The 21237-nt window shown below is 63.0% G+C and carries 17 protein-coding genes and 1 pseudogene; 16 read left to right on the forward strand and 2 right to left on the reverse strand.

Annotated elements, in window-relative coordinates:
- The first annotated feature begins 12 nt into the window (after positions 1-12).
- From ACK5L9_RS11100 to ACK5L9_RS11150, 11 genes and pseudogenes are all read left to right on the forward strand, one after another.
- Positions 13-1014, forward strand: a complete 1002-nt coding sequence (locus ACK5L9_RS11100; protein ID WP_416911528.1) for a Gfo/Idh/MocA family protein — start codon at positions 13-15, stop codon at positions 1012-1014.
- Positions 1011-2582, forward strand: a complete 1572-nt coding sequence (locus ACK5L9_RS11105) for an acyl CoA:acetate/3-ketoacid CoA transferase (RefSeq protein ID WP_416911529.1) — start codon at positions 1011-1013, stop codon at positions 2580-2582. Before ACK5L9_RS11100 ends, ACK5L9_RS11105 begins: the two co-directional genes overlap by 4 nt.
- Positions 2579-3346, forward strand: a complete 768-nt coding sequence (locus ACK5L9_RS11110) for an enoyl-CoA hydratase/isomerase family protein (protein ID WP_416911530.1) — start codon at positions 2579-2581, stop codon at positions 3344-3346. The genes ACK5L9_RS11105 and ACK5L9_RS11110 overlap by 4 nt, the downstream gene beginning before the upstream one ends.
- Before the next feature lie 43 nt (positions 3347-3389).
- Positions 3390-4876 (forward strand): annotated as a pseudogene (locus ACK5L9_RS11115) (aldehyde dehydrogenase family protein).
- 56 nt (positions 4877-4932) lie between these two features.
- Positions 4933-6192, forward strand: a complete 1260-nt coding sequence (locus ACK5L9_RS11120; protein WP_416911531.1) for an ABC transporter substrate-binding protein — start codon at positions 4933-4935, stop codon at positions 6190-6192.
- A 119-nt stretch (positions 6193-6311) separates the two neighbouring features.
- Entirely contained in the window at positions 6312-7214 is a 903-nt protein-coding gene (locus ACK5L9_RS11125; protein WP_416911532.1) for a carbohydrate ABC transporter permease, read from the forward strand.
- Positions 7214-8095 carry a carbohydrate ABC transporter permease gene (locus tag ACK5L9_RS11130; protein WP_416911533.1) on the forward strand — a complete coding sequence of 294 codons (882 nt, stop codon included), beginning with the start codon at positions 7214-7216 and terminating at the stop codon, positions 8093-8095. The genes ACK5L9_RS11125 and ACK5L9_RS11130 overlap by 1 nt, the downstream gene beginning before the upstream one ends.
- Before the next feature lie 4 nt (positions 8096-8099).
- Complete coding sequence (locus tag ACK5L9_RS11135; protein WP_416911534.1) at positions 8100-9218, forward strand: ABC transporter ATP-binding protein; 1119 nt, start codon at positions 8100-8102, stop codon at positions 9216-9218.
- Positions 9218-10699, forward strand: a complete 1482-nt coding sequence (locus tag ACK5L9_RS11140; RefSeq protein WP_416911535.1) for a GMC family oxidoreductase — start codon at positions 9218-9220, stop codon at positions 10697-10699. Before ACK5L9_RS11135 ends, ACK5L9_RS11140 begins: the two co-directional genes overlap by 1 nt.
- Positions 10700-10714: 15 nt before the next feature.
- A complete protein-coding gene (locus ACK5L9_RS11145; RefSeq protein WP_416911536.1) occupies positions 10715-12304 on the forward strand; it encodes a GMC family oxidoreductase in 1590 nt (529 codons plus the stop codon).
- 134 nt (positions 12305-12438) lie between these two features.
- Positions 12439-13458 carry a LacI family DNA-binding transcriptional regulator gene (locus ACK5L9_RS11150; RefSeq protein ID WP_416911537.1) on the forward strand — a complete coding sequence of 340 codons (1020 nt, stop codon included), beginning with the start codon at positions 12439-12441 and terminating at the stop codon, positions 13456-13458.
- A 10-nt stretch (positions 13459-13468) separates the two neighbouring features.
- On the opposite strand, the gene ACK5L9_RS11155 is transcribed toward ACK5L9_RS11150, so the two are convergent.
- The gene (locus ACK5L9_RS11155; protein WP_416911538.1) at positions 13469-14290 is read right to left on the reverse strand and encodes a M55 family metallopeptidase; all 822 of its coding nucleotides are present in this window, start codon (positions 14288-14290) and stop codon (positions 13469-13471) included.
- Positions 14287-15234 carry a LysR family transcriptional regulator gene (locus ACK5L9_RS11160; protein ID WP_416911539.1) on the reverse strand — a complete coding sequence of 316 codons (948 nt, stop codon included), beginning with the start codon at positions 15232-15234 and terminating at the stop codon, positions 14287-14289. The genes ACK5L9_RS11155 and ACK5L9_RS11160 overlap by 4 nt, the downstream gene beginning before the upstream one ends.
- Before the next feature lie 167 nt (positions 15235-15401).
- On the opposite strand from ACK5L9_RS11160, the gene ACK5L9_RS11165 reads away from it, so the two are divergent.
- From ACK5L9_RS11165 to ACK5L9_RS11185, 5 genes are all read left to right on the forward strand, one after another.
- A complete protein-coding gene (locus ACK5L9_RS11165) occupies positions 15402-17252 on the forward strand; it encodes a dipeptide ABC transporter ATP-binding protein (RefSeq protein WP_416911540.1) in 1851 nt (616 codons plus the stop codon).
- A 40-nt stretch (positions 17253-17292) separates the two neighbouring features.
- The gene (locus tag ACK5L9_RS11170) at positions 17293-18825 is read left to right on the forward strand and encodes a glutathione ABC transporter substrate-binding protein (RefSeq protein WP_416911541.1); all 1533 of its coding nucleotides are present in this window, start codon (positions 17293-17295) and stop codon (positions 18823-18825) included.
- A gap of 59 nt (positions 18826-18884) precedes the next feature.
- Positions 18885-19805 (forward strand): ABC transporter permease subunit, encoded by a 921-nt coding sequence (locus ACK5L9_RS11175; protein ID WP_416911542.1) that lies wholly within the window; start codon positions 18885-18887, stop codon positions 19803-19805.
- An 8-nt stretch (positions 19806-19813) separates the two neighbouring features.
- Positions 19814-20713 (forward strand): ABC transporter permease subunit, encoded by a 900-nt coding sequence (locus ACK5L9_RS11180; RefSeq protein ID WP_416911543.1) that lies wholly within the window; start codon positions 19814-19816, stop codon positions 20711-20713.
- 7 nt (positions 20714-20720) lie between these two features.
- On the forward strand, positions 20721-21237 hold a 517-nt coding region (locus ACK5L9_RS11185; RefSeq protein ID WP_416911544.1), incomplete at its 3' end, for a P1 family peptidase.

Below are 21237 nucleotides of genomic sequence, written 5' to 3' on the forward strand. Positions count from 1 at the left end.
GAGGAGGTGGACGTGAACTGGGTACTTGTCGGCGCCAGTACGATTGCCAGCCAATACATGATCGGGGCCATTCGCGCGCAATCGGGCAAGATTGTGCGGGTGGTCAGCAATTCGGCCGCGCGGGCTGCGGAATTTGCGGCCGGGCATGGCATTCCCGGCGCGACCGCCAATCTGGCCGAGGCGTTGGCCGATCCCGAAGTGACCGCCGTTTACATCTCTTCCACCAACGAAAAGCATGCCGCGCAGGCTTTGGCGGCGATTGCGGCGGGCAAGCATGTGCTGTGCGAAAAGCCGCTGGCCATGTCGCTGGACGAGGCGGCGGGGATGGTGCGGGCCGCACGGGATGCCGGGGTGGTGCTGGCGACGAATCATCATCTGCGTTGCTCGGCCAGCCATAGGGCCATCCGCGACCTGATCGCCTCGGGGCGGATCGGGCGGGTGCTGTCGCTGCGCATCTTTCATGCCGTGCACCTGCCGGCAAGCCTGCAAGGCTGGCGCATCAATGACGCCGGGGCCGGGGGCGGCGTGATCCCCGACATTACCGTCCATGATGCCGATGTCGCGCGTTTCCTGCTGGCCGAGGATCCGCAGGATGTGGTCGCGCAGACCGGCGCATCGGGAATGGGGCAGGGGGTCGAGGATTCGGCGATGTCGGTCTGGACCATGCCCTCGGGCGCGATGGTCATGAGCCATGAAAGCTTTACCCATCCCTTCGCGGGTACGGGGCTTGAGGTGCATGGCACCGACGGCTCGATTCTTGCGCGCGGGGTGATGACGCAGGAACCGGTGGGCGAGATCGAACTGGTAACGGGTTCGGGGCGCGAGGCCGTGCCGTTTGACGCGCATAACCTGTATGAATATGGCGTCGGGCGCTTTGTGGCCGCCGTCGCGGGGAACGGGCAGCCGGCGGCTACGGGGGGCGACGGGGTCAAATCGCTGGCCGTCGCCCATGCCGTTCGCAAGGCTGCCCTGACCGGACAACGCCAGACGGTCGACTACGGAGATATCGAATGACCAAAACCGTCAGCGCCGCCGAAGCGGTGGCGCGCATCCCCGACCACGCCATCGTGACGGTGTCGTCGTCATCGGCCCTAGGCTGCCCCGATCTGGTGCTGAAAGCCCTGGGCGAGCGTTTCGATGCCGAGGGCCATCCCCGCGACCTGACGACGCTGCATCCGATCGCGGCGGGGGACATGTATGGCGTCAAGGGCGTCGATCACATCGCGAAAGACGGGCTGTTGTCGCGGATTCTTGGCGGCTCTTATCCCTCGGGGCCGTCGTCCAAGCCGATGCCGCAGATCTGGCAGATGATCGTCGAAAACCGGGTGGCGGCCTATAACGTGCCCTCGGGGATCATGTTCGACATGAACCGCGAGGCAGCGGCGAACCGTCCCGGCGTGCTGACCCGCGTGGGGCTGGATACCTTCGTCGATCCGCAGCGCGAGGGCTGTGCGATGAATGACAGGGGCGCGGAAACGCCCATCGTGCGGCGTGTGGAATTTGACGGCGGCACTTGGCTGCATTTTCCGAACATCGTTCCGAATGTCGCCATCATCCGGGCCACGACAGCGGATGAGTTCGGCAACCTGACCTATGAACACGAGGGGGCCTATCTGGGCGCACTGGAGCAGGCGATCTGCGTGCGCAACCATGGCGGGCTGGTGATCGCGCAGGTCAGCCGCGTGACCAAGCGCGGGTCGTTGCGGCCTCATGACGTGCGGGTGCCGGGGCATCTGGTCGATCTGGTGGTTATCGACCCCGATCAGAAACAGACCTGCGAAACGCCCTATGATCCCGCGATCTCGGGCCAGATCATGCGCCCCTGGGACAGCTTTACCCGCGCACAGCATGGCGTCGAAAAGATCATCGCCCGCCGCGCCGCGCAGGAACTGCGTCCCGGCATGACCGCCAATCTGGGTTTCGGCATCAGCGCCGTGGTGCCGCGCATCCTGCTGGAGGAAGGCTACCCCGAGGCGGTGACATGGGCCATCGAACAGGGCGCCGTGGGGGGCATGCCGCTGACCGGTTTTGCCTTTGGCTGCGCCTCGAACGCGGATGCCTTTGTGCCCTCGCCCCAGCAATTCATCTATTTTCAGGGCGGCGGGTTCGACGTGTCGTTCCTGTCCTTCCTTGAGGTTGACGTGGACGGCAATGTCAACGTCTCGAAGCTGGGTAAAAAGCCCTATCTGACGGCGGGCTGTGGCGGGTTCGTGGACATCACTTCGGGCGCGGGAAAGATCGTGTTCCTTGGCTGGTTCGAGGCCGGCGCGCAGATCGACCTGACCGATGACGGTATCCGGGTCACGGCTCCGGGCAAGTTCGTCAAGATGGTCGAGGCGGTCGAACATGTGACCTTTTCGGGCAAACGGGCGCGGGAACGCGGGCAAGAGGTGCTGTATATCACCGAACGCTGCGTAATCCGGCTGGACGATCAGGGCCTGATCGCGACCGAGATCATGCCCGGCATCGACCCGCAGCGCGACATCGTTCAGGCTTCGGGCGGGCGGGTGCGCGTGGCCGATGACGCGCTGGTGCTGCCGCTGTCGCTGCTGGCGGATGCGCCGATGGGGTGGGGCGAATGAGCGCGGTTCATCTGACAATCGAGGGCCGCATTGCCGAATTGCGGCTGGACAACCCCGCCAAGATGAACGCCTTCACGGTCGAAATGCTGGATCATCTGGGCGCGCATCTGGACCGGATCGAGCGGGACAGCGCTGTCGCCGCCGTGCTGCTGACCGCCGAGGGCGACCGTGCCTTTTGCACCGGGGCCGACATCAACGGCTGGGGTGATCTGAGCCCGGCCGAATTTTCCCGGTACTGGGTGCGCGACGGGCACCGGATTTTCGACCGGCTGGCGCGGCTGTCCAAGCCGACCGTAGCGGTGCTGAACGGGCATGCCTTTGGCGGCGGGCTGGAGCTGGCGACCGCCTGCGACATCCGGGTGATGGCGCCCAAGGCGACGCTGGCCCTGCCCGAGGCGGGTGTGGGCATCGTGCCGGGCTGGTCGGGTACGCAGCGGCTGATGCGGCTCATGCCGGAACCGATGGTCAAGGAGATGGCACTGTTCGGGCATCGCATCAAGGCCGACCGCGCGCTGGCCTGCGGCTTTGTCGCGGCGGTGGATGACGATCCGCGCGCGGCGGCCATGGCGCTGCTTGACCGCGCCGTGACGCTGTCACCGCGCGCGGTCGAGATCGCCAAATCCATGATCCACGCCGCCCGGAACGAGGATCGGGACGCCATGGTCGAGGCTTTGGGGGCCGCCGCCATTGCCGCCACGGATGACCGGGCCGAAGGCGTTCAGGCCTTCCGTGACAAGCGCAAACCAGAATTTTCGGGACGTTAAGGCGATGAAAGACCTGCATATCATCAGCGATCAGACCGTCGGGATGCCGGATGCGCCCTATCAGGCCCGCCATTTCATCGACGGGCGCCCTCTGGACAGCGCAGACGGGCGGAAATCGGACCGCGTTTCGCCCTCGCACGGGGTTCTGGTCAGCCAGTCGGCCCTTGGCGGCATGCCGGAAACCGAGGCCGCGATCCGTGCCGCCCGCACGGCCTTTGACGATGGCCGCTGGAGCCGTCTTTCGGGCAAGGATCGCGCCGCCGTTCTGAACCGCGTGGCCGATCTGATCGAGGCGAATGCCGAAAAGCTGGCGGTCATCGAGACGCTGGAAAGCGGCAAGCCGATTTCGCAGGCGCGCGGCGAATGCGGGGGGGCGGCGGATCTGTGGCGCTATGCCGCATCGCTGGCGCGGGTATCGCATGGTGACAGCCACAACACGCTTGGCCCCGACATGCTGGGCGTGGTGCTGAAGGAACCGATCGGGGTCGTGTCGATCATCACGCCGTGGAACTTTCCCTTCTGGATCCTCAGCCAGAAATTGCCCTTCGCGCTGGCCGCCGGCTGCACCTGCGTGGTCAAGCCGTCCGAAGTGACGCCCTCGACCACCGCGATGCTGGCCGATTTTCTGGTTCAGGCGGGTCTGCCCGCCGGGGTCTGCAATATCGTGCTGGGTTTCGGCGATCCGGTCGGCAGCCTGATGTCCACGCATGCAGATGTGGATATGGTCAGCTTTACCGGCTCGACCGCCGTGGGCAAGGCGATCACCAAAAGCGCGGGCGACACGCTGAAAATGGTGGCGCTGGAACTGGCGGCAAGAACCCGCAGGTGATCATGCCCGATGCCGATCTGGACAGCGCGGCCGATGCCGTGGCCTTCGGCATCTATTTCAACGTGGGCCAGTGCTGCAATTCATCCAGCCGGATCATCGTGCATCAGGATATTGCCGATGATTTCGTGGCGCGCGTGGTGGCCTTGTCGCGCAAGGTGGCCTTTGGCAATCCGCTGCATCCCGATACGCAGGTCGGGGCTATCGTGACGCCGCAGCATCGCGACAAGATCGACGGCTATGTCCGCGATGCGGTGGCGGCGGGGGCCAGCATCTGCCTTGGCGGCGGCAGCTTGACGGTGCCGGGCCTTGGCGAACAGTTCTATCAGCCGACCGTGATCAGCGACGTCACGCCCGACATGGCCATCGCCCGCGAAGAGGTGTTCGGCCCGGTCCTGTCGGTGCTGACCTTCCGCACGCTGGACGAGGCCATCGCATTGGCCAATGATGCCAGCTATGGCCTGTCGGCCGGCATCTGGAGCGAGAATATCCATACCTGTCTGGAATTTTCCCGCAGCGTGCAGGCCGGAACGGTCTGGACGAACACATGGATGGACGGTTTTCCCGAAATCACCTTTGGCGGGATGAAGCAATCCGGCCAGGGGCGCGAGATCGGCAGCTATGGTTTTGACGAGTTTCTGGAGGTCAAATCCCTTGTCATGCGCGTCGGCCGCAGCCGCGCGCCATGGGTCAGGGAAGGTTGACGCCGGAAGGAACGACAAGAACGAAACCCTAACGACCAACTCAGGAGGAGAAGTCGATGCTTGGTAACTACAGGGGGAAAGCGGTGCTGGTCGCCGCGCTGCTGGCAACGACCAGCATGGCCGCGCAGGCCGAGGATGTCGAAGTTCTGCACTGGTGGACCGCCGGCGGCGAGGCCAAGGCGCTGAACGTGCTGAAGGACGATCTGCAAACGCAGGGCATCGGCTGGAAGGACATGCCGGTTGCCGGCGGCGGCGGCGAGGCGGCAATGACCGCTCTGCGCGCCCGTGTCACCGCAGGCAACCCGCCGACCGCCGTTCAGATGCTGGGCTTTGACATTCTGGACTGGGCCGCGCAGCCCGCCCTGCTGGCCGACCTGAACGAGGTCGCCACCGCCGAGAACTGGGATGCCGTCATCCCCGAGGCGCTGCAAAAATTCTCGAAACCCGACGGGGTCTGGATTGCTGCGCCGGTGAACGTGCATTCGACCAACTGGGTCTGGGCGAACAAGGCCCTGCTGGACGAGCTGGGCATCGCGCAGCCGACCACTTGGGACGAATTCGTTGCCGCCATGCAGAAGGTCAAGGATTCGGGCAAGGTCGCGCTGGCGCATGGTGGCCAGCCCTGGCAGGACGCGACCATGTTCGACAGCGCGGTTCTGGCCACCGGCGGGCCAGAGTTCTACAAGAAGGCTTTCATCGACCTGGACCCCGAGGCTTTGGGATCTGACCAGATGGTGCAGGCATTCGACAAGATGACCGTGCTGCGCGGCTTTGTGGATGACAATTTCTCTGGCCGCGACTGGAACCTTGCCTCGGCCATGGTGATCAATGGCGAAGCGGCGTTTCAGATCATGGGCGACTGGGCCAAGGGCGAATTCCTGAACGCGGGCAAGGTGCCGGACACCGATTTCCTGTGCTTCCGCGTGCCGGGAACCGACGGCACAGTGACCTTCAACAGCGACCAGTTCGTGATGTTCGCGCAAAAGGATGCCGGGGCCAAAGAGGCGCAGGCAGCGATGGCCAAGGCCATTGAATCGCCCGCATTCCAGTCGGCATTCAACGTGGTCAAGGGCTCGGTTCCGGCGCGCACCGATGTGCCGGACGAGGCGTTCGATGCCTGCGGCAAGAAGGGCATGGCGCAACTGGCCGAGGCCGCGCAGGCTGGCACGCTGCTGGGGTCGATGGCGCATGGCCACGCCAACCCGGCCGCCGTCAAGAACGCGATCTATGACGTGGTGACGGCGCATTTCAACGGTGAATATGACAGCGCCACCGCTGCCGAGGAACTGGTGAACGCGGTCGAATCCGCCCAATAGCGCCTGCCTTGGGCAAAGCCGCCGCAAATCGCGGCTTTGTCCCTTACCGGCACCTCTGAACAGACTGCGCTCTGCCATTCGGGCAGGGGGGTCGCTTGTACCTGAAAAGGGAGGTTTCCATGGCTATGACACACAGTTCGGATGGCCCGGATCTGCGCACGAAGCTGCAGGACTGGCTGCCCCGGATCGTCCTGTCGCCATCCATCGCGGCGATGGTCGTGTTCGTCTATGGGTTTATCGCCTATACGATCTATCTGTCCTTTACCGGCAGCAAGATGCTGCCAAGCTATGATCTGGTCGGGTTCGAGAATTACGCCCGGTTGTTCGGGCTGTCGGCCTGGTCCACCGCGCTGGTGAACCTGGCGATTTTCGCCAGCCTTTACATCGTCATCAGCATGGTCATCGGGCTGACGCTGGCGATTTTTCTGGATCAGAAAATCCGCGGCGAGGGGATGCTGCGCCCGATCTATCTGTATCCGATGGCGCTGTCCTTCATCGTGACCGGGACGGCCTGGAAATGGTTTCTTGATCCCGGCATCGGTCTGGAACACACGATGCATCTGTGGGGTTGGGAAAGCTTCAAATTCGGCTGGATCAAGGATCGCAACATGGCGATCTATACGCTGGTGATCGCGGCGGTCTGGCAATCGTCGGGCTTTGTGATGGCGATGTTCCTGGCGGGTCTGCGCGGGATCGACAACGAGATGCTGAAGGCCGCGCAGATCGACGGTGCCTCGAACTGGAACCTCTATCGCCGCATCGTCATTCCGCTGCTGCGCCCGGCCTTCATGTCGGCCTTTGTGATCCTGGCGCATCTGGCGATCAAATCCTATGACCTGGTGATCGCACTGACGGGCGGCGGGCCGGGCCGGGCGACCGAACTGCCCGCGACATTCATGTATTCCTATACCTTCACCCGCAACCAGATGGGCGTGGGCGCGGCCAGTGCCGTGATCATGCTGATGGGCGTGGCCTCGGTCATGGTGCCCTATATCTATTCCGAACTGAAGGAGAGAAACTGATGGCTGCCGCAACACAGGACACGGCCGTCAGGACGGGCCGTATTTCGCGGGTCATGATCTATGTGGTCCTGATTTTCTTTTCGCTGTTCTATCTGCTGCCGTTCTTCATCATGGTGATCAACAGCATCAAGCCGCTGTCTGAAATCACCTCGGGCAACATGATGGCGCTGCCGCAATCGCCCACATTCGAGCCGTGGCATTCCGCCTGGTCCACCGCCCAGATCGGGGTCGAGGCGACGGGGCTGAAGCCCTATTTCCTGAACTCGATCCTGATGGTGGTACCCGCCGTTGCGATCTCGACCGTGCTGGGGGCGCTGAACGGCTATATCCTGACGAAATGGCGCTTTCGCTGCGACACGATCATCTTTGGCCTGATGCTGTTTTCCTGCTTTATCCCGTTCCAGATCGTGCTGATCCCGATGGCGCGGCTGCTGGGGATGATGGGGCTGGCGGGGTCTCTGCCGGGGCTGATCCTTGTGCATGTGGTTTATGGGATCGGCTTCGCGACGCTGTATTTCCGCAACTATTACGCCGCCTTCCCGACCGAACTGGTCCGGTCGGCGATGATCGACGGCGCAGGGTTCTTTCGCATCTTCTGGCGGATCATGCTGCCCGTCTCGGGTCCGATCGCGGTGGTCTGCATCATCTGGCAGTTCACGAATATCTGGAACGATTTCCTGTTCGGCGTGTCCTTTGCCGGGCTTGACGCCCAGCCGATGACCGTCGCCCTCAACAACCTTGTCCAGTCATCGACCGGGGTCAAGGAATACAACGTCCATTTCGCCGGCGCCATTCTGGCCGCGCTGCCTACCTTGCTGGTTTACATCGTCGCGGGACGTTACTTCGTGCGCGGACTGATGGCCGGATCTGTGAAAGGGTAAGCCCATGAGCTTTCTGAATATCGAAAACGTCACCAAGTCCTATGGCAATGTCGAGGTTCTGCATCGCGTCGATATTGACGTGCAAGAGGGCGAGTTTCTGGTCCTTGTCGGGCCTTCGGGATGCGGCAAGTCCACGTTGCTGAACATGATCGCCGGGCTTGAGAATATCACCGGCGGTACGATCTCGATCAAGAAGCGGGTGGTCAATGACGTTCATCCGTCCAAGCGCAATATCGCCATGGTCTTTCAAAGCTATGCGCTGTATCCGAACATGACGGTCGGGCAGAACATCACCTTCGGGCTGGAAATGCACGGCACGCCCAAGCTCGAACGCGATGCCAAGCTGGCCGATGTGTCGAAGCTGTTGCAGATCGACCATCTGCTTGACCGCAAGCCCGGCCAGTTGTCGGGCGGTCAGCGGCAGCGCGTGGCGATGGGCCGGGCTCTGGTGCGTGATCCCGACGTGTTCCTGTTCGACGAACCGCTGTCGAACCTTGACGCGAAACTGCGCGTGGACATGCGGACCGAGATCAAGAAGCTGCACCAGAACCTTGGCACCACCATCGTCTATGTCACCCATGACCAGATCGAGGCGCTGACGCTGTCCACCCGCATCGCTGTGATGAACAAGGGCTATGTCCAGCAGCTTGGCACGCCCAAAGAGATCTATGACAACCCCGCCAATATGTTCGTAGCCAGCTTCATGGGCAGCCCGTCGATGAACCTGCTTGAGGCGCGGCTGGTCGAACAGGATGGTGCGCTGGCTGCGGAACTGCGCGATCACGCAGGCCAGCCGGTGCATCTGCGCCTGTCGCGCGACGGGGCGGGGCTGCGCCGCCATGTCGGGCAGCAGGTCATCCTCGGCATCCGCCCCGAGGCGATCACCGATGCCGAAGGCGCGGATCGCCGGGCGCAGAACCTGCAAACCCTGGCCAATCAGGTCTCGGTCACGGAACCTGCCGGTTCGGACACCTTTGTGACCACGGTGCTGTCGGGCAAGGATTGCGTGGCGCGGATGCGGGCCGATGCGGATGCCCATCCGCGGCAGATGTTCGAATTTACCGTCAACATGGACAAGGCCGTGGTCTTTGATCCCAAGACGGAAGAACGGATTGGCGGCTGATGGACGCAGATGTCATCATCATCGGGTCTGGCATGGGCGGGGCGACGGTTGCCGCCGCCCTTGCCGATACGGGTCGCCGCATCCTGATTCTGGAACGCGGCGAACATCTGTCTGACTGCCCTCAGGCGCGCGATCCACAGGCGATCTTTCGTGACGGGTATTTCCGCCCCGGAGAAAGCTGGCTGGATGGCGAGGGAAAGCCGTTCAATCCGGGCAATTACTACTATGTTGGCGGGAATTCGAAATTCTTCGGGGCGGTGTTGATCCGTTACCGGGAACAGGATTTCCGCCCGCTGGCCCATCTTGGCGGCACGACGCCGGGCTGGCCGATCACCTATGACGAGATCGAACCGTGGTACAGCCGGGCCGAGGCACTGTATCAGGTGCGCGGTACGGCGGGGCAGGATCCGACCGAACCGGCGCATTCCGCCGATTATCCCTTTGGCCCGCTGCCGGACGAACCGCCCATAGCCGATCTGCGCAGCCGACTGGCATCGGTCGGGCTGCGGCCTTCATCGCTGCCCCTGGGGGTGGATCTGGATCGATGGCTGAGCCGCGCGAAAACGCCATGGGACGCCTTTCCCGATACCACTGGCGGCAAGAAGGACGCGGAATCGGGGGGGCTGGCCCGCGCGTTGCAGCATCCGAATGTGACCCTGCGGACGGGTGCGCGCGTCACCCGGCTGATCGCCGGGGACGGTGGTCGCATCACCGGCGTCACGCTGGCAGATGGCGGCACGCTGTCCGCCGGAACCGTCATTCTTGCCGCAGGGGCGGTGCAAAGCGCGGCGCTGCTGCTGGCTTCGGCGGATGAGGCGAACCCGACGGGGTTGGCCAACCGGTCCGATCAGGTCGGGCGCAATTTCATGAATCACAATTGCTCGGCGGTGCTGGCCCTGCATCCCTTCCGCAAGAACCCGTCCATCTATCAGAAAACCCTGATGGTGAACGATTTTTATCTGACCGGCGGGCCTGGGGGCGAGCCCTTGGGGAATATCCAGTTGCTTGGCAAGATTTCGGGGCCGATCCTTGCGGCATCGTCCGGTCTGCCGGGGCCGGTCGCGAATTGGGTCGCCGCGCGCTCGGTCGATCTTTATGCCATGTCCGAAGACTTGCCCAATCCCGAAAGCCGTGTCAGCCTGAAGGGCGATCAGATCGTGCTGGACTGGAAGCGGTCGAACTGGGACGCGCATCTGCTGCTGGTGCAAAGGCTGAAGGCGCTGCTGCGCAAGGCGGGCTATCCGGTCGTGCTGTCGCGGCCCTTCGACCGGCGCACGCCCTCGCATCAATGCGGCACGGCGCGGATGGGCAGCGACCCGGCAAGCAGTGTTGTCGATACCTTCTGCCGCAGTCACGATCACCCGAACCTGTTCATCACCGACGCCTCGGTCCTGCCGACCTCGGCGGCGGTGAACCCGGCGCTGACCATCGCGGCGCTGGCCCTGCGGGCGGCGGACCATATCCGCGAAACCGCCGCGTGATCAAAGGAGCATCCCATGTCCAAGGGTTACGATTTCATCATCATCGGAGGCGGCTCGGCCGGCTCGGTCCTTGCGGCCAGGTTGTCGGAAAGCGCCGATGTGAACGTCCTGCTGCTGGAGGCGGGCGGCAGCGACCGGCATCCGTTCTATCACCTGCCCGCCGGTTTCGCGAAGATGACCAAGGGCATCGGAAGCTGGGGCTGGGACACGGTTCCGCAGCGCCACATGCAGGACAAGGTGTTCCGCTATACTCAGGCCAAGGTGATCGGCGGCGGCTCGGCCATCAACGCCCAGATCTATACGCGCGGTAATGCGCAGGATTATGACGACTGGCGGCAGATGGGCTGCGAGGGCTGGGGCTATGACGATGTGCTGCCCTATTTTCGCAAGGCCGAGGATAATCAGACCTATGACAACGCCTATCACGGCAAGGGGGGGCCGCTTGGCGTCAGCGAACCATCCGCGCCCCTTCCCATCTGCGAAGCCTTTTTCGAGGCCGCCGCGCAACTGGGCATTCCGCGCAACATGGATGTCAACGGCGAAAGGCAGGATGGCGCGGCCTATTACCAGTTGACGCAGCGCAATGTGCGGCGGTCCTCGGCGGCGATGGCCTATCTGGCTCCGAACCGGCACCGCAGGAACCTGACGGTCAGGCTGGGCGCGCAGGTGCGGCGGCTGATCGTGGAAAGCGGGCGGGCAACGGGGGTCGAGCTGACCGATGGCACCCGCCTGAGCGCGGATCGCGAGGTGATCCTGTCCTCGGGGGCGATCGGATCGCCCCGGCTGCTGCAACTGTCGGGGATCGGGCCCGCGGACCATCTGTCCGCGCTGGGGATCGCGGTGATCCAGGATCAGCCGCAGATCGGCGAGAATTTGCAGGATCATCTGGACCTGTATTGCATCAGCGAATTGTCCGGCCCCTATAGTTACGACCGTTACGCCAAACCGCATTGGGCGGCGCTGGCCGGGCTGCAATATCTGCTGTCGCGCAAGGGGCCGGTGGCGTCCTCGCTGTTCGAGACGGGGGGATTCTGGTATGTGGACCCCGATGCGCGTTCGCCCGACATCCAGTTGCATCTGGGTCTGGGAACCGGGATCGAACATGGCGTGGCGGCGATGCCCAAGGGGGGGGTGACGCTGAATTCCTGCTATTTGCGACCGCGTTCGCGCGGGACAGTGCGCCTGCAAAGCGCCGATCCGGCCGATGCGCCGCTGATCGACCCGAATTACCTGCAAGACCCGATGGACCGCGAAATGTCGATCCGGGGTTTGAAGCTGACCCAAGCGATCCTGTCGCAGCCTGCGCTGAAGCCCTTTATCCTGGCCGAGCGTCTGCCCGGACCCGATACCCGCACGGATAAGGATTATTTCAACTTTATCTGCACCCATTCCAAGACCTCGCATCATTGCGCGGGCACGTGCCGGATGGGTGTGGATGCCGGGGCAGTCGTGGATTTGCGCCTGCGCTTCAACGGGATTCAGGGGCTGCGCGTGGTCGATAACTCGATCATGCCGACAGTCATTTCCTCGAACACCAACGCAGCGGCGATCATGATTGGCGAAAAGGCGTCCGACATGATCAAGGCTGATAACGGCATGGGCTGAATAATGATCAACTTACCCACGGCAGCGATTTTCAAACCGGATGGTATGGCGTAGATGGACAGGGCAACGGGTATAAGGTGCGTCCCTGATCGTAGCTTTGCGCCGAAAGTGGTGCCCGGCTGGATTGACGGAAGATGACGACGACACGCCGACCGACCATTATCGACGTTGCGCGCAAGGCGGGCGTGTCGAAATCGACGGTCAGCCTTGTGCTGCAAAACAGCCCCTCGGTGCGGGACCGGACACGCCGGAAAGTCCAGAAGGTGATGGCCGAGATCGGCTATGTCTATAACCGCGCCGCCGCGAATATGCGGATGGCGAATGCCGGGTTGATCGGGCTTGTGATCAGCGACCTGCGCAACCCGTTCTTTACCGAATTTGCGACCTCGTTGCAGATGGCCCTGGCCGAGCGCGGCTATTCGACCTTTATCGCCAATACCGACGAAAGCCCGCGCTTGCAGGAACAGGTGGTCGGATCGATGATCGAACACGGCGTTTCAGCGGTGATCATCTGTCCTGCCCCCGGTGCCGGAAACGGCGCCTTCGACATGATCGCGCGGGCGGGGATACCGGCGATGCAGATGCTGCGCCGCGCCGATGACCGGCTGGATCTGTTTCCTTTTACCGCGCCCGATTACATCGGCGGCAGCCTTGAGGCCGCGCGCCACCTGATCGCCCAGGGCGCGCGTTATCCGGCCTTTGTCGGCGGGCTGGAGGGGCTTGGCGTCACCGAGGAACGCAAGGGCGGCTATTTGCGCGCGCTGGCCGAGGCGGGCATCGCGCCCACCGTCCTGACCGGCCAGACCAGCCGCAGGTTCGGACGCGATGCGGCGGCGATCCTGACGCGTGACCATCCGCATGTCGATGCCGCCATGTGCTTCAACGATCTGGTCGCGCTTGGCATGCTGTCGGGTTTCAACGAGATCGGTCGCAGGATCGGTTCCGATTTCCTGATCGTCGGATTTGACGATATCGAGGATGCCGCCCAAAGCTATCCGGCGCTGACCTCGGTGCGCTGCGACATCGCCCATATCGGCGTCATGGCCGCCGGAACCGTGGTGAAATGGCTTGAGGAAGGCGAGGTGCCGCCCACGGAAACCCGCACGCCGGTCAGCCTGTCCATCCGGCAATCCAGCCGGGGCCCCGGCAAATAGGTGCCGGGCCTCAGGCCAGGGCCAGCGATGCCAGTGCCAGCACTGACAGGGTTCCGATGACCTCGGCATGGTTTTGCGCCTGAAAGCTGACCGAGTTTCCGTCAAGCCGCGTGACAAAGGGTAACAGGCTGGCGGCATCTGCAAAGACCTGCCTTGTCAGCCCGACCTCGACCTCAAGCGGGGGATGGCATGGCGCTTCGGGTTTGCGGCCAGACGCCTGCGCCACGGCCGAACGGACCTGCAGGCCGATCAGATCGCGGGCGCTTTGTGGAGACAGGCTTTTGCTTGCATGCGCACCGATGGCTGACTTGGTGCAGATCGCAACCGCCGAGGGAAATTGCCGTGCGATTTCGTCGCACAACCGGTCATCGCCGCTTGCCGCCAGCAGCGGCACGCCGATTTCCGCCGCATGACCGGCGAACAGTGTCGGTTCCCCGACGATTTGGCCATTCATGCGGATCCGCGAAAAGGCCAGCCCGCTGATGGTGTGCGCCAATACCCCGCGTTCCCCCGCAGCGGCGTGATAGCCGATCAGGACCACGCCGTCATGATCCTGGCGCAATCCCTCGATCATCGACAGCGGGCGCGGTTTCCCCGATATCAGGCTGGCGCGGGGATCCAATTGCCCGGCAATGATATTGCGCATCGCCCCATGTGAATCGGCGACGGTCACTTCGGTGGCACCGCCGTCAAAAGCGCCGACGATGGCGGCGTTCGCCTCTTCTGTCATCAGGCGTCTGGCGGTCTCGTATTCCGGGTTGCCGCGCTGGCCCTGAACGGGTTCGCAAACCCCCGCGACGCCCTCAATATCGACTGAAATGAAGATTTTCATCCTGTGGTTTCCTGTTGACGCGGTTCGGTTTCGGCGGTGGCTTCAAGTGCGGCCCAGATCTTGCGGACGCCGGTGCGACGGGAATCGCGGGCGCGGTATAGCCGTACTTCAAGCTGCATGCGCCAGTCCTGATCGCCGACAATCACCATCGCCCCACTGTCCAGAGCATCGCGCGCGCAACTTTCGGGCAGCAGCGTCGTTGCGCCATAGACCAGGGCCATCCGCTTAAGCACCTCGGATGTGGGGCTTTCGCCAAGCCTGCGCACGATCACCCCGTCGCGCAGGAAATTCGCGAAGAACAGCTTTTCGACCTCGGCGAAATATCCGTCGCCCGAATAGCCGACATAGGGCAGCACGTCCTGTCCTCCGGGCAGAGGGCGCGACGGGTCATGCAGCGGTCGTCCCCCGGCATCTGCAGTCGAGACCAGAACCATGTCCTCATGCGCCAGGATGCGGGTCTGAAAGCGCGACAATTCGAACAGGAACGGTACCTTGGCATGGCTGTATTGCAGCACCAGATCGATTTCCCCATCCGCAAGATTCTGTGCCATGTCATGAAAGTTGCGGGTTAACAGATGCGTGGTCAGATGCCCTGTCAGAGGTTCAAGCTGGCGCAGCCAGGCCGGCACGAAATGCAGGTTCAGCGTGGTGGCTGCGGCGATGCGCAGATCGGGCCGGCCGCGCGTCAGATGTTCCTGAAACTGCGCCCGGTCAGAATAAAGCGTCGCCAGAACGGTTTCAGCCGTGTCGCGGAAGGTGCGACCCTCTTCGGTCAGCACCACCGGATAGCTGTGGCGGTCGAACAGGGATACGCCAAGCCAGCTTTCCAGCGCGCGGATTCGCCGGCTGAAGGCCGGTTGCGATACGTTGCGTTCCTGAGAGGCCTGCGAAAAGTTCCGCGTCTGTGCCAGAGTCAGGAAATCTTCCAGCCACTTGATGTCCATAAGCCGATGACAGCATGGTGGCTGTGCCCTCACAAGCGCAGAATTATGCAAATTTTGCATAACCCATGTGAAAATGGCCTTGGCCTTGGGGGCGAACTGACCGCCAGAATGCCCGTATACGCTGCGACAGGTTTCTGTCCGGCGCTGCGTTGAGCACGGGAGGGGGCATGGACGCTGACAATCTGCTGCAAATCGAGGGACTGAGTGTCGCCTTTGGGCAGGGCGCGGGAATGCTTGAGGCCGTGCGCGGATTGGATCTTCATGTCGGTCGGGGCGAGACGGTAGCAATCGTCGGGGAATCCGGTTCGGGCAAATCGGTCAGCGCGCTGTCGGTCATGCGGCTGGTCGAATTCGGCGGAGGACGGATCGCGGGCGGCAGGATCGGGTTCGCGCGGCGCGACGGTACCCGGATCGACATTGCCGCGCTGGATGACGAGGCCGCGCGCGATCTGCGCGGCAATGATATCGCGATGATCTTTCAGGAACCGATGACCTCGCTCAATCCGGTGTTCACCATCGGCGACCAGATCGTCGAGGCCGTGATCACCCACCAGAACAAAAGCCGCGCAGAGGCGGTCGCGATTGCGCTGGAAATGCTGGAAAAGGTCCGCATTCCCGATGCTGCGCAGGTGATGAGGCGGCATCCGCACCAGTTGTCGGGCGGTATGCGCCAGCGGGTGATGATCGCGATGGCCCTGTCCTGCCGCCCGCAACTGCTGATCGCCGACGAACCGACAACCGCGCTGGATGTGACCATTCAGGCGCAGATGCTGCGTCTGATCCGCGATTTGCAGGAACACGAGGGCATGGCCGTCCTGTTCATCACGCATGACATGGGCGTGGTGGCCGAAATCGCGGACCGGGTGATCGTCATGTATCGCGGCGAAAAGGTCGAAGAGGGGGATGTCGCGACGGTCTTTGCCACACCGCGCCATCCCTATACCCGCGCACTGCTGAACGCTGTGCCCCGGCTGGGTGCCATGGCCGGAACCGAGACCCCCGCGCCCTTTGACATTCCGGGTCAGGACCGGCAGGCCGTGCCGGCGACGGTGGCGCAGCCTGTCGATTACACGCAGCCGCCGCTGCTGTCGGTGCGCGGGCTGACCACACGGTTCGACATCTCCGGCGGCCTTCTGGGGCGTGTCACAAGGCGGGTTCACGCGGTCGAGCATCTGGATCTGGACATCTGGCCGGGCGAGACTCTGGGTCTGGTCGGCGAATCCGGCTGTGGAAAATCCACGACGGGGCGGTCTGTCCTGAAGCTGGTCGAGGCCAGCTCTGACCGGTTGCAATTCAACCAGGAGGATCTGACGCGGCTATCCGGGCCGGATCTGCAAAAGCTGCGGCGTCAGGTGCAATTCGTGTTTCAGGATCCCTATGCGTCGCTGAACCCGCGCCTGACCGTCGGATATTCCATTGCCGAGCCGATCCTGCTGCACAGGCTGGACAACCGCAAGAACGCCTTTGACCGCGCGGTCTGGCTGCTGGAACAGGTCGGGCTGAGCGCGGATCACGCGCATCGCTATCCGCATGCGTTTTCCGGCGGGCAGCGTCAGCGTATCGCCATCGCCCGCGCATTGGCGACCGAGCCGCGGCTGATTATCGCGGATGAGGCGGTGTCGGCGCTGGATGTCTCGGTTCAGGCGCAGGTCGTCAACCTGCTGATGGATTTGCAGGATCGCTTTGGGCTGGCCTATCTGTTCATCAGCCACGACATGGCGGTTGTCGAACGGATCAGTCACCGGGTTGCGGTGATGTATCTGGGGCAGATCGTCGAAACCGGCCCGCGCCGCGCGATATTCGAGGATCCGCGCCATGCCTACACGCGGCGCCTGATGGCGGCGGCCCCGATCCCGGATCCGGCGATGCGCCATCGCGACCGTCCGCTGATCTCGGGCGAGGTTCCCAGCCCTGTCCGCCCCGTTGGCCAGCCGCCCGCCCTGCTGAATCTGATCGAGGTGAACCACGGCCATTTCGTTGCGGCCGACCATGACGGGGTCGGCTGGTCGGCTGCCTGAACATAACCAGAAACGTCACAATCACAGAGAGGTATTCCCGATGACTTTCCTGAAACATGCCGCGTTCGGCGCGGCACTGATGACCGGTACCGCGCTGGCGATGCCCGCCGTCGCCGACGATCTTGCCATCGCCATGAACCAGATCTTTCAGCGCATGGATCCGCATAACACCAATTACAACGTCGATTACTCGGCCGTGAATGGCGTGCTGGAAAGGCTGATCGGATTTGACGAAAACATGAAGCTGGAGCCGCAGCTTGCGACAAGCTGGGAAGGCAGTGAGGATGCCAGAACCTTCACCTTCAAGCTGCGCGAGGGGGTCAAGTTCCATGACGGCACCGATTTCAACGCCGCCGCCGTCAAGGCGAATTTCGACCGTCTGGCCGACCAGTCCCAGAACCTTGCCAAGAACAGCCTGTTCAAGGTCGTCGAATCGGTCGAGGCACCCGATGACATGACCGTCATCCTGCATCTGAAGGAGCCTTTCGGTGCGATGATCAACACGGTCGCTCATCCGTCAGTCGTCATCCACAGCCCCAAGGCGCTGGCCGAGATGGGCAAGGATGTGGAAAAGCACCCGGTCGGAACCGGCCCCTTCAAGTTCAAGGAATGGATACCGGGCGAACGACTGGTCCTTGAGAAATTCGGCGATTACTGGGATGCCGACTGGCCCAGGGTGGACAGCGTGACCTTCTATCCCGTTACCGAAAGCGCGACACGGGTGTCGATGCTGCTGTCGGACGAGGTTCAGTTCGTTCACATCCTGCCGCCGGAGCTGGCAGACCGGGTTGCGTCGAATGATGGCTACGAAGTGACCGAGATGCCGGGAATCTCGGTTTCGACGGCGTCGATGAACATGCTCAAGGATCATTTCAAGGATATCCGCGTCCGCCAGGCCTTTAACCTTGCCGTGGATCAGCAGGCCTATCTGGGGATCGTGCTGGCGGGCCGGGGCATTGTGCCGGACTCGCCCATTGCCCCGGATACCAGCTTTCACGAGGCGCAAGAGCCGCTGACAACCGATGTCGAAGAGGCGCGCCGCCTGATGAAGGAAGCCGGTTATGAAAACGGCTTTGACGTCACGATCTGGGGAACCAACAGTTCCTCGGGCGTGCGGCAGTTGCAGTTTCTCAAGCAGCAACTGGCGCAGATCAAGGTGAACGCAACCATCGTGCCGATGGAGGGGGCGACCCGGTCGGAAAAGCTGTTTTCGTCCATGGTGCCTGAAAAGGCCGAATACGATCTGGTGACAGGCGGCTGGTCGCCCTCGACCGGGGATGCCGACTGGCATCTGCGCCCGGTTTATGCCACGGAAGGCTGGCTGCCAAAAATCTATAACGCCGCCTTCTATTCGAACGAGATCGTGGACAACGCGATCAGGGACGCGCTGAACACCGCCGACCCGGAAAAGCGCCGCGCCGCCTATGCCATCGCGCAGAAACAAATCTGGGAGGATCGTCCGGTGATCTGGCTGGGGATCGAAAACAAGGTGGCTGGCCGCAAGAAGGGGCTGACCGGAGTGTTCCAGATGCCTGACGGGACCATGCAGTACAAGCACGCCGCCTACGAATAGGGCGCGGGTCATCGTGGCCCGGCGGTTGCCACCGCCGGGCCAGAATCGAAAGAGACATCATGATCACCTATCTTCTGCGCCGGCTGCTGGCCCTTGTGCCGGTCCTGCTGCTGATCTCGGTCTTTGTGTTCCTGTTCATCCACGCGCTGCCCGGAGATCCGGCGCGGCTGCTGGCGGGTGAGACGGCAACCCGGGAAGAGGTCGATGCGATCCGCCGTTCGCTGAACCTCGACCGACCGTTGATCGAACAGTATTTCGACTTTCTCGGCAATGTCGCGACGCTGAACCTGGGCGTGTCGCTGCGTACGGGCGAACCTGTGGCCGACATGATCGGCCGCGCCTTCATGCCGACCTTCTGGCTGTCAATCTGCGCGCTGGCATGGTCGGTGCTGTTCGGGCTGATCGCCGGGGTGGTTTCCGCGGTGCGGCGCGGCAGCCTTGGCGATCATCTGGGCATGTTTCTGGCGGTATCGGGGATTTCGATGCCGAATTTCTGGTTGGGGCTGCTGCTGATGCAGTATTTCTCGGTCAATCTGGGCTGGCTGGGAACCAGCGGCTTTGACGGACCGTCGGACCTGATCCTGCCCGCGATCACGCTTGGATCCGGGGTGGCGGCGGTGATGGCGCGGTTCACGCGATCCGCCGTGATCGATGTCGCGCGCGAGGATTATATCCGCACCGCCCGCGCCAAGGGGCTGCGCGAACGCATCGTGATCTGGAAACACGCGCTGCGCAATGCGCTGATCCCGGTGGTGACGATGGCCGGGCTGCAATTCGGCTTTCTTCTGGGCGGTTCCATCGTCGTGGAAAAGGTGTTCCGCTGGCCGGGCCTGGGGTCGCTGCTGATCGACGCGATCAGCTATCGCGACTATTCGGTCGTGCAAGCCGAGATCATGCTGTTTTCGCTGCAATTCCTGCTGATCAATCTGGCGGTTGATATCCTGTACGGCTTTATCAACCCCGCCATCCGCTATAGATAGGGTTCGCCATGACCAGCTTTGCCGCCCAGGAATCCCGGCCCGCGCGTGGCGAAACCAGCGCCCGGTCGCCTTTCAGCGAATTCCGCCGCCGTTTCGCACGCCGCAGGGCGGCTATTGTCACCGGCCTGTTTCTGGTGCTGCTGCTGCTGGCGGCACTGCTGGCCCCGTGGATATTGCCCTTCGGGCCGGATGATTTCGACTATCAGAACACCCTTGGCGGGCCGTCGCCTGTCCATTGGGCGGGGACGGACGAATTTGGCCGCGACATCTTTGCCCGCATCCTGAACGGGGCCAAGCTGTCGATGTTCATCGGCTTTGTCTCGGTTTCGATCGGGGCGGCGCTTGGGATTCTTGCCGGGCTGTTCGGAGGCTATTACGGCGGCTGGCTGGATTCGGTCATCATGCGCATCGCCGATGTGCTGTTCGCCTTTCCCGGCATCCTGCTGGCCATCGGGATCGTGGCGATCCTTGGCGCGGGGCTGAGCAATGTCATCATCGCCGTCGCGGTATTCAGCGTTCCGGCCTTTGCCCGCATCGTCCGGTCGGGCACGCTGTCGCTGAAGGAATCCACCTATGTCGAGGCCGCGCGCGCGGCGGGTGCTTCGGACGCGGTGATCATGTTCCGCCATATTCTGCCGGGGGTGCTGGGTGCTGTGATCGTCTATTTCACCATGCGTATCGGGACGTCGATCCTGACCGCGACCAGCCTGTCTTTCATCGGTCTTGGCGTGGAACCTTCTGTTGCGGAATGGGGCGCGATGCTGGCCACCGGGCGCGACTACATGCTGGCCGGTGAATGGCACCTGACATTTTTCCCCGGATTGGCCATATTCGTGACCGTTTTGTGTTTCAACATATTGGGCGACGGGCTGCGCGATGCGCTTGACCCCAAGCTGGACGAGGGCTGAGGACGACATGCGTGATGCGATCGGTGCCAGGGATTACTGGCGTTTGCCCGCGGGCCCGGCCAATGCGATCAGCGATGTGGCGGGCGTGCTGGTCGGCCATGCCTCGCTGCGGGGGGAAGGCATTTGCACCGGGGTGACGGCGGTTCTGCCGCATGGCGGCGATCTGTTCCGCAACCCGGTTCCGGCGGGCGCGGCGGTGCTGAACGGATTTGGCAAAAGCCTTGGGCTGGTGCAACTGACCGAACTGGGCGAAATCGAGACTCCGATCCTGCTGACCAACACGTTCGGCGTGCCCGCATGCGCTTCGGCGCTGATCCGCAGGGCGATTGCGCAGAACGACCGGATCGGGCGGCAGGACAGCACCGTCAACCCGCTGGTGCTGGAGTGTAATGACGGCAAGGTCAACGATATTCAGCGTCTGGCCGTGACCGAGGCAGACGCGATGGCCGCCATCGACAACGCCGGGACCAGCTTCGATCAGGGCACTGTCGGCGCGGGCAGCGGCATGACGACATTTGATTTTG

Source organism: Paracoccus sp. (in: a-proteobacteria), assembly GCF_047973135.1.
GTDB lineage: Bacteria > Pseudomonadota > Alphaproteobacteria > Rhodobacterales > Rhodobacteraceae > Paracoccus.

What these genes read in the sequence shown, in the direction of transcription:
- ACK5L9_RS11160 (WP_416911539.1), bottom strand. Translation starts at nt 15,234, where the DNA reads ATGGACATCAAGTGGCTGGAAGATTTCCTGACTCTGGCACAGACGCGG.
- ACK5L9_RS11140 (WP_416911535.1), top strand. Translation starts at nt 9,218, where the DNA reads ATGGACGCAGATGTCATCATCATCGGGTCTGGCATGGGCGGGGCGACG.
- ACK5L9_RS11145 (WP_416911536.1), top strand. Translation starts at nt 10,715, where the DNA reads ATGTCCAAGGGTTACGATTTCATCATCATCGGAGGCGGCTCGGCCGGC.
- ACK5L9_RS11180 (WP_416911543.1), top strand. Translation starts at nt 19,814, where the DNA reads ATGACCAGCTTTGCCGCCCAGGAATCCCGGCCCGCGCGTGGCGAAACC.
- ACK5L9_RS11135 (WP_416911534.1), top strand. Translation starts at nt 8,100, where the DNA reads ATGAGCTTTCTGAATATCGAAAACGTCACCAAGTCCTATGGCAATGTC.
- ACK5L9_RS11150 (WP_416911537.1), top strand. Translation starts at nt 12,439, where the DNA reads ATGACGACGACACGCCGACCGACCATTATCGACGTTGCGCGCAAGGCG.
- ACK5L9_RS11130 (WP_416911533.1), top strand. Translation starts at nt 7,214, where the DNA reads ATGGCTGCCGCAACACAGGACACGGCCGTCAGGACGGGCCGTATTTCG.
- ACK5L9_RS11170 (WP_416911541.1), top strand. Translation starts at nt 17,293, where the DNA reads ATGACTTTCCTGAAACATGCCGCGTTCGGCGCGGCACTGATGACCGGT.
- ACK5L9_RS11110 (WP_416911530.1), top strand. Translation starts at nt 2,579, where the DNA reads ATGAGCGCGGTTCATCTGACAATCGAGGGCCGCATTGCCGAATTGCGG.
- ACK5L9_RS11125 (WP_416911532.1), top strand. Translation starts at nt 6,312, where the DNA reads ATGGCTATGACACACAGTTCGGATGGCCCGGATCTGCGCACGAAGCTG.
- ACK5L9_RS11120 (WP_416911531.1), top strand. Translation starts at nt 4,933, where the DNA reads ATGCTTGGTAACTACAGGGGGAAAGCGGTGCTGGTCGCCGCGCTGCTG.
- ACK5L9_RS11155 (WP_416911538.1), bottom strand. Translation starts at nt 14,290, where the DNA reads ATGAAAATCTTCATTTCAGTCGATATTGAGGGCGTCGCGGGGGTTTGC.
- ACK5L9_RS11165 (WP_416911540.1), top strand. Translation starts at nt 15,402, where the DNA reads ATGGACGCTGACAATCTGCTGCAAATCGAGGGACTGAGTGTCGCCTTT.
- ACK5L9_RS11105 (WP_416911529.1), top strand. Translation starts at nt 1,011, where the DNA reads ATGACCAAAACCGTCAGCGCCGCCGAAGCGGTGGCGCGCATCCCCGAC.
- ACK5L9_RS11175 (WP_416911542.1), top strand. Translation starts at nt 18,885, where the DNA reads ATGATCACCTATCTTCTGCGCCGGCTGCTGGCCCTTGTGCCGGTCCTG.